The sequence below is a fragment of the Pyrobaculum organotrophum genome (genome assembly GCF_055384425.1).
Genome location: NZ_AP042430.1, coordinates 491682 through 504259 on the forward strand (window position 1 = coordinate 491682; position 12578 = coordinate 504259).

19 protein-coding genes are annotated in these 12578 nt (G+C 57.1%); 13 read left to right on the forward strand and 6 right to left on the reverse strand.

Annotated elements, in window-relative coordinates:
* Positions 1–41 precede the first annotated feature (41 nt).
* Positions 42–1109, reverse strand: a complete 1068-nt coding sequence (locus ACZ49R_RS03000) for a glycosyltransferase (RefSeq protein ID WP_464733683.1) — start codon at positions 1107–1109, stop codon at positions 42–44.
* Between the two features lie 77 nt (positions 1110–1186).
* Between ACZ49R_RS03000 and ACZ49R_RS03005 the strand changes: the two genes are divergently transcribed.
* On the forward strand, positions 1187–1525 hold the full coding sequence (locus ACZ49R_RS03005; protein ID WP_464733684.1) for a glycosyltransferase: 339 nt from the start codon (positions 1187–1189) through the stop codon (positions 1523–1525).
* Between the two features lie 43 nt (positions 1526–1568).
* Here ACZ49R_RS03005 and ACZ49R_RS03010 read toward each other — a convergent pair whose 3' ends face one another.
* Positions 1569–1811 carry a hypothetical protein gene (locus ACZ49R_RS03010; protein WP_464733685.1) on the reverse strand — a complete coding sequence of 81 codons (243 nt, stop codon included), beginning with the start codon at positions 1809–1811 and terminating at the stop codon, positions 1569–1571.
* Between the two features lie 167 nt (positions 1812–1978).
* On the opposite strand from ACZ49R_RS03010, the gene ACZ49R_RS03015 reads away from it, so the two are divergent.
* The gene (locus ACZ49R_RS03015; protein ID WP_464733686.1) at positions 1979–2968 is read left to right on the forward strand and encodes a glycosyltransferase family 2 protein; all 990 of its coding nucleotides are present in this window, start codon (positions 1979–1981) and stop codon (positions 2966–2968) included.
* Here the strand turns inward: ACZ49R_RS03015 and ACZ49R_RS03020 are convergent.
* The gene (locus ACZ49R_RS03020) at positions 2961–3761 is read right to left on the reverse strand and encodes an FkbM family methyltransferase (protein WP_464733687.1); all 801 of its coding nucleotides are present in this window, start codon (positions 3759–3761) and stop codon (positions 2961–2963) included. The two genes, ACZ49R_RS03015 and ACZ49R_RS03020, sit on opposite strands and share 8 nt — an antisense overlap.
* A gap of 55 nt (positions 3762–3816) precedes the next feature.
* Here ACZ49R_RS03020 and ACZ49R_RS03025 point away from each other — a divergent pair, with 55 nt between their 5' ends.
* The 10 genes from ACZ49R_RS03025 (at position 3817) to ACZ49R_RS03070 (ending at position 9682) form a co-directional block, all read left to right on the forward strand.
* Positions 3817–4587: a sulfite exporter TauE/SafE family protein gene (locus ACZ49R_RS03025; protein ID WP_464733688.1), complete on the forward strand. Its 771-nt coding sequence runs from the start codon at positions 3817–3819 to the stop codon at positions 4585–4587.
* A 22-nt stretch (positions 4588–4609) separates the two neighbouring features.
* Positions 4610–5548, forward strand: a complete 939-nt coding sequence (locus ACZ49R_RS03030) for an AAA family ATPase (RefSeq protein ID WP_464733689.1) — start codon at positions 4610–4612, stop codon at positions 5546–5548.
* Between the two features lie 17 nt (positions 5549–5565).
* The gene (locus tag ACZ49R_RS03035) at positions 5566–5742 is read left to right on the forward strand and encodes a hypothetical protein (RefSeq protein ID WP_464733690.1); all 177 of its coding nucleotides are present in this window, start codon (positions 5566–5568) and stop codon (positions 5740–5742) included.
* 34 nt (positions 5743–5776) lie between these two features.
* Positions 5777–6208, forward strand: coding sequence for a hypothetical protein (locus tag ACZ49R_RS03040; protein ID WP_464733691.1), 432 nt, complete (start codon positions 5777–5779; stop codon positions 6206–6208).
* A 271-nt stretch (positions 6209–6479) separates the two neighbouring features.
* Positions 6480–6809 (forward strand): hypothetical protein, encoded by a 330-nt coding sequence (locus ACZ49R_RS03045; RefSeq protein WP_464733692.1) that lies wholly within the window; start codon positions 6480–6482, stop codon positions 6807–6809.
* Positions 6810–6998: 189 nt separating this feature from the next.
* On the forward strand, positions 6999–7550 hold the full coding sequence (locus tag ACZ49R_RS03050) for a PaREP1 family protein (protein WP_464733693.1): 552 nt from the start codon (positions 6999–7001) through the stop codon (positions 7548–7550).
* Between the two features lie 245 nt (positions 7551–7795).
* Positions 7796–8413 (forward strand): hypothetical protein, encoded by a 618-nt coding sequence (locus ACZ49R_RS03055; RefSeq protein ID WP_464733694.1) that lies wholly within the window; start codon positions 7796–7798, stop codon positions 8411–8413.
* Between the two features lie 4 nt (positions 8414–8417).
* The gene (locus tag ACZ49R_RS03060) at positions 8418–8867 is read left to right on the forward strand and encodes a hypothetical protein (RefSeq protein WP_464733695.1); all 450 of its coding nucleotides are present in this window, start codon (positions 8418–8420) and stop codon (positions 8865–8867) included.
* Between the two features lie 2 nt (positions 8868–8869).
* Positions 8870–9262 (forward strand): hypothetical protein, encoded by a 393-nt coding sequence (locus ACZ49R_RS03065; RefSeq protein ID WP_464733696.1) that lies wholly within the window; start codon positions 8870–8872, stop codon positions 9260–9262.
* A gap of 87 nt (positions 9263–9349) precedes the next feature.
* Positions 9350–9682, forward strand: a complete 333-nt coding sequence (locus tag ACZ49R_RS03070) for a hypothetical protein (RefSeq protein ID WP_464733697.1) — start codon at positions 9350–9352, stop codon at positions 9680–9682.
* A 248-nt stretch (positions 9683–9930) separates the two neighbouring features.
* On the opposite strand, the gene ACZ49R_RS03075 is transcribed toward ACZ49R_RS03070, so the two are convergent.
* On the reverse strand, positions 9931–10461 hold the full coding sequence (locus ACZ49R_RS03075; protein ID WP_464734086.1) for a hypothetical protein: 531 nt from the start codon (positions 10459–10461) through the stop codon (positions 9931–9933).
* A gap of 468 nt (positions 10462–10929) precedes the next feature.
* Between ACZ49R_RS03075 and ACZ49R_RS03080 the strand changes: the two genes are divergently transcribed.
* Positions 10930–11256, forward strand: coding sequence for a hypothetical protein (locus ACZ49R_RS03080; protein ID WP_464733698.1), 327 nt, complete (start codon positions 10930–10932; stop codon positions 11254–11256).
* Between the two features lie 751 nt (positions 11257–12007).
* Here ACZ49R_RS03080 and ACZ49R_RS03085 read toward each other — a convergent pair.
* A complete protein-coding gene (locus ACZ49R_RS03085; protein ID WP_464733699.1) occupies positions 12008–12343 on the reverse strand; it encodes a hypothetical protein in 336 nt (111 codons plus the stop codon).
* On the reverse strand, positions 12340–12534 hold the full coding sequence (locus tag ACZ49R_RS03090; protein WP_464733700.1) for a hypothetical protein: 195 nt from the start codon (positions 12532–12534) through the stop codon (positions 12340–12342). The genes ACZ49R_RS03085 and ACZ49R_RS03090 overlap by 4 nt, the downstream gene beginning before the upstream one ends.
* Positions 12535–12578: the final 44 nt, after the last annotated feature.

Genomic DNA, 12578 nt, shown 5'->3' on the forward strand with positions numbered 1-12578 from the left:
ACTTGCCTTAAAAATTTTGTAGACTACCCCCTGCCCCCTTATCAATCCTCGTATGTCAGTTTGCCATCTCTAATAAGCCTCAGAAGCCTCTCCTCCCCCAACACGCGGAGGAGGCTCGCCCGCCTAAACAACGCCATGTAGATGTCGCCAGCATCGAGCTTCACCACCGGGGCCTTGTAGATGTCAAGCACGGCGCCGGCCTTTGCCAGTCTGCCACCCAGGCGCCACCCGTCTATGTAGGCCTTCCACGCCAGCCTGGCGTACTGAGGCACCAGCGTGTGCTTGGCCAACACCTTGGCGTAGAACGCCCACACCAGCCGCCTACGCCGGAGGTTGGTGATTCTGAGGAGGGCTATCTTCCCCTTGAAGGCGTGGTACAGCTGGAAGGGGCTCGCCCAGCCGAAGGTGGCGCTTCTCCTGTGTCTCCCGGCCACCACGGGGACGGAGATGACCCTGTAGCCGGCGTTCCAGAGCCTAAGCCCAAGCACGTTGTCGTCAAAATAGGCAAATGCCCAGTCGTCAAACAGTCTTTCCCCACCCACCGCCCTCCTCACAGCCTCCACCCGGTAGACAGAGTAGGAGCCGTCGGCGTAGGTGATGTAGATGGGCTTAGAGAGGGGCCATCCCCTCCTCCCCTCGAAAAGAGCCATGGGGCGGAGCAACTCGTCGAGGAAATCACCCGCGGTGTCGACCACGGAGGGGTCGTCGTACTTCACCACCATCCCCTGACACGCCCCCAGCCTCCCGTCCCTCTCCAGGTACTCAACCAAGGTCCTCAAGCTCCCGGGCTCGGGAACCGCGTCGTTGTTCAGCAGAACGACGTATTTGCTCTCCTTGTCCCTCGCCCTAAAAGCGACGTTGTTACCGCCTGTAAAGCCCAAGTTCCTATCCAGCTGGATGAACTTAGCCCTGCCGCCCCTCCCCCTCCACCTCTCTACAAACTCTCTCACCGCCTTGTTGCTCCCGTCGGTGGAGCCGTTGTCCACCGCGATTAACTCGTAGTCCGGGTAGTCGAGCTCCGCCACCCCCCTAAGGGAGTCGAGAACGACGTCCAGGAACTTACCGCTGTTGTAGTTAAGCCAGAGGATAGACACCCGCGGCCAGCCCACGCAGGTAGTAACCCACGTCTATTAAAAGGTTGACGACACCAGGCAGAAGCCTTAAAACTTGTTACTACACCCCCAGTGTGAGTGGGCTGAAAATAGCCGTGGTGATTAGGGCATATAGGCGCTACAGCTACCTCCCCCAAGCAGTGGAGTCTGCCCTATGGCAAACCAGAAAGCCAGACGCCGTTGTTGTAGTGGCCGACGACGTGGACAAGCTAAGGGGCTACCCCGTCTACGCGCTTGAGACAAAGACGGACAAGCTGGGCGAGGCCGTGGCGGCGGGGGTCAAGGCGGCCGAGAGGGACGTCGTCGCCTTCCTAGAAGACGACGACCTCTTCCACCCAGAGAAGCTACAGACGTTGAGAGGATCTTCACAAGGAGGAGGCCGGCCGCTCTCCACCACATGCAACACTACATAGACGAGGGGGGAAACCCGGCGGACCAGCACCCAGCCGCGAGGAGCTACGCCGCGGGACAACCACCCGCCAAAGTGGAAGTAGGGAGAGGAAACATCTTCACGTTGGTAGAAAGATATCCCCTCCTACGCCACAACCTCCCCTCCACGTACTTCGCCGTGTCATCTGTCGAATCGTCTACCAATACGAAGGTCCTATAGGGGATCTGCAGAGTGGACTCCAGCACAACGCCAAGCCGGTCCCCAAGCCGGCTCAGAGAATTCTTCGTAATCATTGCGACAACGACCACATCCCCCCGGCAGACCTGCCTTAAAGATGATATAAACTAAGAATGGATAATTTTCAGAGTGTTCTCTTCCGCATAAGTTGAAATATAATCGAAGCTGGTTAGACCGTATATAGTACGGATCTCAAAGCTTTGAAAGGTAAATAAACTTTAGTAGTCACATACAGGATGTGAAAATTGGAGTCGTTGTTTCGGCGTATAGGCGTTATCATTTTCTGCCGCAGGCCATCGAATCAGTTTTGAAGCAGACGAGAAAGGCTGATGAGATTGTGGTCGTCGTAGACGATGCAGAAAAAATAAAGAGATACCCTGTATATATAGTTGAAAGCAAAGCTGAAAAATATGGGGAAATGTTAATAGCAGGAATAAAAGCACTGACTACTGACGTCGTAGCGTTTCTAGAAGACGACGACCTCTTTCACCCAGAAAAGTTAAAGATAATAGAAAAAGTACTCAAAAATAATGATATTGTAGCTTTGCATCATCGTCAGCACTTCATCGACTTTGATGGACATATTATAGACGATTCGAATATAGCTACCTACTATCTCAATGGGCAACCTAGTAATAACACTATCGTAGGTAAAGAAAACGCTCTAGATATAGTAAAGAAGTTTCCACTGCTACACCATAACGTATCCTCTTGGGTAATTAAAAAACATTTACTAGAATATAATGTAGAAATATTGAGTAATATTGAATTAATGCTAGACTACGCCTTTCTTGTAATTTCTATTTTACATTCGCATTTCACACATATAGGCGATCAGTTAAGTTATTATAGAATTGGAAGTGGACATTCGCAACTTCTCACCAAGTCGTACAATGAAGTTGCAAAAGTAGTGTGTGTACGCAATAGATACGCGATTGACTCCGATTGGTTACTAAGCAGAATAAAGGACCCCATCGTAAGAAATATAGTTTTAAGAAATTACATAGATCATGCAAAATTTGTATACTTGTTTAACACATTATTTTCATGTAATAAGACATATAAGATTTCATTAATGAAGCTAAGCCTTCGACTGCTTGAAGGTAAGCTTAAGAATATACACCCTGTAAGTTGGCGTACGATAGCTCTATTAATCGTTTCACCTATTATTGGAACACGTAGAATTGCAAAAAGGAGTTTAGCTAAAATGTACGGAATCTCTATATAGTATCTTGCTTAACAAAACGATATATAGATACTAATTCCGTAATTTGGAACAAAAGGTTGGATTCATAGCCGCAACTCAAAAACTTCTCGAGGAGTGGCGCCGCCGGGCCGTGGATCTCCACTAGCCACTGGGGGACGGACCTCAGCACCTCGCAGGGCTGAGCCATAAGCCACCACTCGCAACCCTCGCAGTCCACCTTAGCCAGGTCGACGCCGTGCCGCCTCAGCACCTCGCCCCAGGGCATGGTGGCGATTTCCAGATCTCCCTCGTGGAGCCCTGTCGCTGTGCCCTCGAGTCTCACGCGTATGCGCCCGCCCCCTCCCACGCCCAGGTTGTACATGTCGACGACACCGCCGAGGCCGTTGTACTCCACCACGTCTCTGAGGATCGAGAAGAACTTGGGCACGGGCTCGTAGGCGTAGACCCTCTCGGCCCCCCTCTCCGCGAAGAGGAGGGCCGTCTCGCCGATGTAGGCCCCCACGTCGAGTACACGTCTCGCCGACGCTTGGTACATCCCCTCCAGATCCTCGAGGAGGACCCAGAGCAGGCCGGCGTCCCCCCGCGGCACCCTCAGGACGTACCTCGTCCACCTAGGCCGCACGTAGACATAGCCCCCCTCCCCCCACACCACGTGGCCAGCCGAGGCCAGCCGCCTCAGCAGGCGAAATAGGGCCGTGGAGTCCACCCTAACCCCGCGCCACGTGTAGGACACGCCCAAGACCCTCCGGGCCGCCTCCCTAAACACGGCGCCCAGCCCCATCGCCCTGGCAGTGGCGGACAACCCGCGGAACATGGCCAAGGTGGAGACCGCTATTAAAAATATTTACGTAGGGGAGGAGACGCCCCCCATGTGGCCGGCCTGGCTATACGCCGCCTCGGCGATCTCGGGGGTGGCGGTGGGCTTCGTCCTGGGGGTCATCGGAGGGGGCGGCTCCATCTTGGCCATACCCCTCCTCCTCTACTTCGCGGGGCTGACCACATTGACTGACCTCAACACAGCCGTCCACCTCGCCGTAGGCTCCACTGCGCTTGCTGTGGGCGCCAACGCCCTAGCCAACTTCCTCATGCACTGGCGCAGGGGCAACGTATCGCCGAGGGGAGCCGCCGCCTTCTCCGCCGCCGGCGTCCCAGCGGCCTGGGCAGGCGCGTGGCTCGGCAAAGCCATCCGCGGCGAGATCCTCCTCGCCGCCCTCGGCGCCGCCATGGTGGCTCTCTCCATCTGGGTCCTAAAACACAGAGCCGCCGGAGGCCGGCAGCTAAACCTCGCAAAGGCCGGGGCGGGAGGCGCGGCCGTCGGCTTCCTCTCCGGCTTCCTCGGAATCGGCGGAGGCTTCCTAGTGGCGCCGGCGCTCATGTGGGCAGGCCTAGACGTCAAGAGGGCAGTCGGCACCTCCCTAGCCGCGGTCGCCGCCTTCGGCTTAACCACCGCCGCCCAATACGCCATAAGCGGCTACCTAGACCCCCTCATCTCCCTAGCCTACCTCGCGGGAGGAGTGGCAGGGGGAGCAGCAGGCGTGGCAATAGCCGCCAAAACCCCCCGCGAAAAAATCGCAATAGCCTACGCCGCAGTCCTAGCCGCAGTAGGGATATATACAATAATCAAGGCACTAAAACTATAAAATGCGCAGCGGGAATAACAATGTGAAGATCCGTATTACGAACTTCAAAAGCATAAGAGAGCTACAGATCGAGCTAGGGGCCAGAGTCGCCGTCTTCCTCGGCCCGCCGGGCGCCGGCAAGACCAACATCCTAGAGGCCCTGGCGCTGTACGGCTACGCGGCAAAAGCCATGAGAGGCGAGCCAGCCCTCCACCTAAACAGATACATTAGAGCGGTACAATGCTACGACATCCACCACTACGGAAACCCCAGTCCAGCCACAGTAGAGCTGGCGGGCGGGCAGGAGAGCTCCGCGGCCTTACAGCTTGTCGCCGAATGCAAAAGTCCTACAAAGGCGAAGATAACAGTCGGCGGGGGCGTCGTAGAGGCCAACTTCTACGTCCCTCGTGAGCCTCCCGCGGTGTTTCCCAATGCGCCTAGGGAGCTCCAGCTACTGCTCTCCATGTTGTACGCCTTCGCACAACAGGAGCCTCCCTACGAGGTGGTCAGGGGAGGCCCAGCTGACGTGGTGCCGCGGCTCTACAGCTTTGACCAGCTGGGCGTCGCCGCCAACATAGCCCTTGGCCTCACCGACGCGACGGCGCCGCACTACCTAGACGAGTGGGGGAGGAACCTAGGCCGGCTCCTCTATAGAGAGGGGAAGCTCGCCGAGCGGATAAACGCAATGCTCTCCGACCTGGCAGGCATAGAGGTGAGGCCTCTCCACAACGGGAAGCTCGCCTTCTTCGACGGCGGGAGGGAGGTAGGGCCGTCCTCAGTCAGCGACACCGTCCTGAGGATGCTGTACCTCGCCGCCGCGCTGCTCACCGCGGGGGAGGGCGACGTAATCATGCTAGACGACCCCGAAGCCCACGTCTACCCAAGAGCCTTCGTCTACCTCCCCGACTTGATAAAGGAGGCCTCGGAGAAAGCCCACGTCCTCGTCGCCACGCACAGCGGCCCCTCGCCGAGACGCTCGTAGAGAAAGCCGGCGCAGAGGTGTACTACATAGCCAGGAGAGGGCTGGAGACCACCGCCTACAGAGTAGACCTAGAGAAGGCCTTCGAGAAATACACCACCCTAGACGACCTCGCCTACGTCCACAAAGTCAAAGAAGAAGAGCTTATAAAAGCCGGCGTGCTCCACGCCACAACAACCAGAAGCCTCGCCCCTTAGAGCGTGGCCACAAGATGAAAATAGCGCTGGCGGAGTGCTACTTCAACGAAGCAATAGCCAGATATTTGCTACAAGGCTTGGCTGGGAACGTCGACATAAAACACTGTTTATCAACAGGTGCGTAGAGAAGATCTACGAGATAAGGAAGAGGGGAGGAGAGCAAATAATAGCGTTTATCGACCTGGAGAAGAACAGTAGCCAAAGGGCGCTAGTGGAGAGGCTAGTAGAAAAATGTAGGAAGAGACAGTGTGGAAATGTCGCAGCGCACTTCCGCGAAAGTGGTGACATCTATATCGTATTTAACGGCGGGCCAGAAAGCCTACTAGAAGACATAGACATAGACCTTCGCGACCGTCTCAAGAGCTCCGAAGTGTTAGAGAAGGTAAAGGCTAAATGCGGCGACGACAAAGTCTGCAAAGCCGTCAAGACGGCGGCAGGAGCAGTAGAGAAGTGCCTCCAGGGTTAAATACCCCCCTTGGCCCTCTACGGCGCAGCGTTGCATAGGCGTAATTTATCCTCTCCAAAGGTGGGGTTTGGCGAAGAAAAAGCCCATCGGGAACCTCTTAAGGCACATCTCTTAGCTACTCATCGACTACTTCGTCACGGACAAAGCTCCAAAAAACCGACGCGCCCGCCGGCAAGACGCCACTCCAACAGCTGAGCTCTGCTCGACCCCCGGCCGCCCTCAGTAGCAACAGTCAGTCAATAGATTTATAAATTACAACGTAGCCATAGGCATGATCACTGTGGTCAAGTACGAGCCGAGGAAATACGACACCGTGTCATACAACATTGTATCGAACGCCCCGCCGCCCCCCACGGAGCCCGCAGGCAGACAGGCCCCCGCCTGTACAGCAGACGTGTGGTACGACAGGCGGGCGGAGGCGCTGGGGCTGAGGCTTAGGAGCGGCGAGCCGCGGCGAGTCCTCGTAGGCCGCGGCACCTTCGTCATATACGCCGACGATCACGGCGTATGGGGGATAGACATAGAGGTAGAGAGGTGGGACAGAGACCCCGCCGAGGTAGACAGAGCACTGGCGGAGACAGGCGTCAAGACCTACGGCTGAGCCCCTAACCGCCAAGCGGCACCACAACGAAAAGGGGCGTTGCCTCGGCCAGCCGCCGTCGCGCCCGGTTGCGCGGGTGGCCGTCCCCCCGCGGCCACGGAAGCGCGCCCAAAGCCCAGCCGGCGCCGCTTAGACGGAACCCGGACCAGAAGCTAGAACCCGAAGTTATAAAAATACTCGTAATTTTAGATGGTGTCCGCCGAAGTTTTGGAGAGACCTCTTCCTAGGCCCACGGAGGAGGGGTACATCACAGCTCAGCTTCTGGAGGCTCTCGTCGAGGCCAAGCTAGCCCTTGACTTCCTACAACGCGGCCTGGTGAGGAATGCGGCGGGGAAGGCCTTCCAGGCGTGGAGGGCTCTACTCGCCGCGTTGCTTAGACTTGAGCTTGAGAGACTCAAGGCCGCCGCCAAGAGCGAGGAGGAGAGACGTTGGCTTGTGTCGAGGGCTGTGCCCAGGGTGCCGACGGGGAGGATGAAGGGGCTTTCGCAGTTGTTGGAGGAGATAGGCCACGCGGGTCTTTCTCTCTGGACAGACAGAGCGCTTCACCTCCACGACTACCAGTACCACGGACCGGACCCCGCCGGCGAGTACTCCAAGTACTCTTCTAGGGAGGAGGCGGCGAGAGACGTCGTCACGTTGATACGCAAGCTGGTCGGGCGGGTCGACGCCATAAAGACAAGGGTCAAGTGGACAGAGGAGCTGGAAAAGGCGCTAGGCGAGGTGAAAAGACAGCTCGTCTAAAGCACCCAGCCGCGGCCCCCCAAATCTCCACGTCTCCGCCGGCCCCAGAGACATGAAGCCAAACGGCCGCCGGCGGCCGGGGGAGGCCTTATACAAAACCCCCGCGGTCTTCTGCTAGAGGGACAGACAGAGGAGATCCTCTACTTCACCCTACTGAAGAGGGTATACAAGGCACAGGAGGTAAACTGCGCCGAGGCCCCAGAGAAGCTTAGAGACTTGCCTGAACCTCTAAGAAATGCCTGAAGGTGAGGCAGGTGTATATGGCGGTGTGCAACTGCAGCGGCGTAGAAAACATCAAAGAAGCGCTAAAGCTCCTACTCAAGAGACGCGAACTAGCCGAGGCGCTCAGAGACACCGCTATACATATTGTAATCGCCGCCGACAGAGACAAGAGGCCCACACAGGCCATTAAGGACATGTTGCAATCGCTGGGCTATACCCCCGCCGAGAGCGGCGGCACTACTGTCATACCCCCGCTCGGGTTGCCAATCCACGTGATAGAGCAGGGAGGCCGAGAAGACACAGCAACCGGCCAGATAGAAGACGAGCTACTCAAGCTCGTCGAACTCGTCCACCCAGGCCTTACGCAGGCCGCGGCTAGGCTGGAGGAGGCCCACGGGGCGCTGGACAATAAACTGCTCTACCTCGCACTCCTCAACCGCAGACCTGGGATAAGATACTGTAGAAAACCGCCCCATGTCGCGTGGGAGCCTGCGTGGTTTTCGCAGGAGGAGCGCCTCCCTAGGACGAGGAGGCGCCCGCACGGGGGCCGGCGCCGCAGAGGAGCTCGTTCCCAGCCACGGCGACTTGCAGAATCGCCTTCAGTGGAGCCTGCAACATTTTTAAAAATGTTGCCAATGTAATGTGATGAGCATACCTGTAAGAGTCGTCAAGCACGGCATTGGTAGAATTGTGCTGTCTGACGGCACCGTCGTGATTCTACGTATAGCAATAGTGGATGTCAAAAAGATAGGCGGCTTTTCGCCCTTCGGCGCCAACTTAGCTGTTAAGGTCATCGGAGGCGTCGGCATCGCGGAGATCCCCCAAGAATTGAGGAAGGCCGTAGCTGATAAGCCCGTGATCTCGCCAGATATACTTCCCACGGATGGATGGGAGTATGTAGAAATAAAGAGTCAAGAGCCTGCGTTCGAGGAGGCTGAGGCGTTGATAGACAGCTCAAAATTTATCGTTAGGGTCGAGGCCGAGGCGCTGATGGTCGTCCGCAATTTAAAATACAGATCGGAATCCGGCGAACCCATATACGTCGTCAATTGGGCCAACAAGGTAAAGTGGAGACCCACGGCCGGCGGCGAGTGACCATGGCCGAGCGCCCCCAGGCAATGACGGTGCTTTACGAATCTGCCGCAACGAGCTACTTCATGGAAAAACCCAGAAGCTCCGTTTACGTCCGATGGACGCCACCCCCTACCCAGCCCATATCCAGAGGGGCGGCGGCGCAATTCGATAGAGCCGACTCGAGACTGTATAAAATCACGGAAGCTGCGTCGGACTACGACATAGCTACGGCGCCCTTCGCAATTTTATCTGTGAAAAAGCTGGAAGACATCGTAGGAGGGCTGAAAAGGGCGGCGAAGAGAGCTGAGCTCAGCCAACTCGTGGCGTTTTCACACAGTGTAGAGACCGACCCGGAGAGGCTCAGGAAGTTCAGAGAGGCGGCTGGGGAGGCGGAATACTCGTGCTACATACTATGACTCATTAACGCGCCCTTCGACGCCCTGCCCGAGACCTATAAGGAAGTCGAGCTAGAGCTCTACAAACTGGCCAGGTACAACAGCGACGTGTGCGTGATAATTCTAGACTCAAGCAAGTTCCCCAACGTCGTACGCGACTTAATGGTAGCACTCGGCATAGACGCCCTCCCAGCCCTCGTCGTAGCGCCCAAGCCCCTAGACCTCGCCAACCCAGACAAGGAGGGCACGATAGTGATTAGAAGCGGCGCAGTAGAGAGGATGGCCAGACACGGAAAACTCACACAGTTCGTCAGAAACATACCGGTGTGGGCCAGGATGGGCGCACTCAAAGACAAGGCCAAGTGGGAGGGCGAGGTCAAACTCATATTAGCCGAAATATGGGATCAGATCAGACAGCTAATATCGATTAATTTGACTTAACCCACCACACACGACCCGCCTAAGGCGGGGCCTCTCCCAACCCACCCCCTCGCCGGCTCCTCCGGTGCGAAGTCAACGGGCAAGACGTCAGGCTGCGCAACCCTCCGCAGAGCCTTGACCCACGCCACCCGGCTGTATCAAACAGAGCTAACCTATCTGCATCCAACAACCTTTTGCGGCCGAGTCTACATCGTCGATGGTCTAGCTCCCCTAAAACCTCCTCACTACCGGAGACGGCAGAGACACGCCTAGGAGATGGAGGGCTCCTTGATCCTGCGCCTCAGCCTTTCGAACTCGTGGCTGGTCGGCACCAACGCAAACCTATCTCCATACTCCTTCGCGATTTCGTCGAGCACCCTAAGCGCCTTCACGTATCTGGCGGCGCTCCAGCCGACAAAGGAATACTTAGCGATGGCGGTGCCGGTCAGCTCGTCCAGCGCCTCCACAAGCCGCCCAACCCCGCCGGCCCTCAGCACCTCAAGCGCCCCGTTGAGCCGGTCAAGCACGCCGGCCAGGTCGGCCTCAAGCCCCTCCACAGCGGCGCGGGGCCTCACGTATCTCCCCTCAAGCGCCACCAGGCCGAGGGACGACAGCAAGCGTAGCCTCTTTTTGACCCCCCTTATGATCCAGCCAGCGCTAGTGATGACGAGGCTCTTGAGCAGAGCCCTGTCCTCCACCGGCCTAAACTTCCCACTGTCAACCAACACGGCATAGGCCACAGCGGCGTTTATCTCCTCAAGCGACGCCCCGCCCAACCTGTGAACCACATAAAGCACCATCTTCTCCACAAGCCCAAGGCCCCCAACAGTAGCCGCATGCCCTCCCATATGTCCATATTTTGCAAAGATAAATAAGCCTAACCGCTTGTCCCTAGGCGGTCACTGTTGGCGATTTGATTAATCGCGCCTAGGGACTTCCTCCTCGCCCGCGCCTTCACCAACAGTCCAGCTGTCTCTGGCGTGGAGTCATCGGGCATGGGGGCAACGGCACGGCCCCCTTCGCGAGCGCTCGGGACAGGCCCGGTCGGGGCAGAGCCCCTCATTTAGGGAGAGGGGTATGACCCCCTCCCTGCCCTGAAGGGCGGGGTTTCCCCGGGGTCTCGGCCGTTGCCCGGGGTTGGTGGGCCGCGTCGGTGCGGGTATCGGGGCGGAGTGTCCCCCCGCCAGGGCCATCTTACACGCAGGCCGCCCCATCTTATGGAACGTACTGCTATTTAAGCCTTCCTCCGCCATCTTCACCGCTCTGCTATGAAAAAATACAGCTTAAACCCCGCCCTAAAGGGCGAGGCTTGTTGTTTGCGTTGTAAAGATAAAGTTGCATGTAATCGCACGAACAGCCGCGGAAAACAAAGCCACCAACAGCTCTGGGGCAAGATAGACAGCCTAATGGACGACGACGATGACAAAGAAGTACTAGCAATCGCCGCCTTGGCAACCCACGGCACACGTCACATATACACAGCAGACACGCGCCTGCTACACGCCGCAGAAAAAGTAGCGCAAGAGATCAAGGCCATAACCCCACGGGAGCTACTTGACATAGTAGAACAAGCCGGTCAGGACAGAGACTCGTGAAAGCCGGCGGGCCCCCGACAGCTTCCCCCACATCCGATACACCTCGACGGCCGCCGCACCCCCCACCGCCAGACGGGCCGGCACGCTACGTCCCCCCACCACCCGGCACACCCCGGCCACAAACCAGCGGCCTTGCGCGTTTCGACGCAGACGCGACACAAACCGCCGCACAGGCAAGCGTATGCCACTCACACAACCCCAGGCCAAGTCCCACATCCCTGCCCCCAAGGCTGTATAACCACTACATCTTGCTAATACACTTGTTAAATCTCCTCTAGATAATTAAATCTTCTCCTATTGCTATCAATATATTTAATAATCGGTGTCTGTCGAACCTATGTGGCGCGGCGCTATCATCTTCTTGTAATCCTCAGTAATTCTCCACGAACACGGATACACCAGCCTAACACCCCTACTGACAGCGAAAGAGACAAAGCTCCCGTGCTTACCGTAGTCAGCAGGTATGCATTCAACCTCCTAGCCGTATTTATCAACACAGAGTCGCTGAATCCGACAGTTGGGTTAATTTCAAGATCCACAGTGTAACCGGCACGAATTCAAAATTGAGATACAAAGGGTATTGGCCAAGCCCTCCTAGACTCAACAATCCTGCTAGGCAAACCCCCACCAACCCGCCTAACCCCAAGCCCACACAACACAAGCCCCACACACGGAAAATCTTAAGCAATCCAACACCTCTGAGACTAGCAGGCCCCGCTGTTTGATACAAAAAAGAGAAAAAATCTAAAAACTACGGCCAAGTTGAGATTGGGCTAAAATCAATACCGACTCTGTAAACCGCCGATGTTGTGGTTGTGGTTTCATAGATGTAGCTCCATCTGACGACTTGTGCCACGTTGCCTCTCGCGGTGAGCAGCGCCGGCCTATAGAAGAGGTAGGCAGCCGCGGCTCTGGTGTCCTCTCCGCCTAGCCCCCACGCCAGCACCACGGCGCGCCCGCCCACGTTTAGCTTAGCTACTACAAAACACTGGGAGGTACACAGTAGCTGGCCCGTCCTAGCGTCTCTGATCCCGCCGGCAGACGTGTCAAAGTAAAACGGCAGGCCGCCGTACCCCGGCTTGTTCACGGGGTTGTACAGCGCCGTGAAGGAGTTGGCAAGTGGGCCCCCACGGAGTATACAACAGGCGGCAACACGGCGCCGGCAGTCTCCACGTCGAGCAACCCCAAGCCGCCGGCGGCGATGGCGCCCCCCAGCGAGTCTATCGAAGCGGCGTGCGCCCCCACCACAACAGCTGAAGTATAGACGGCGCGGGACACAGGCTAGCCCCCTCGAAGCCAGAAGGCCACGACGCCAGAACCCT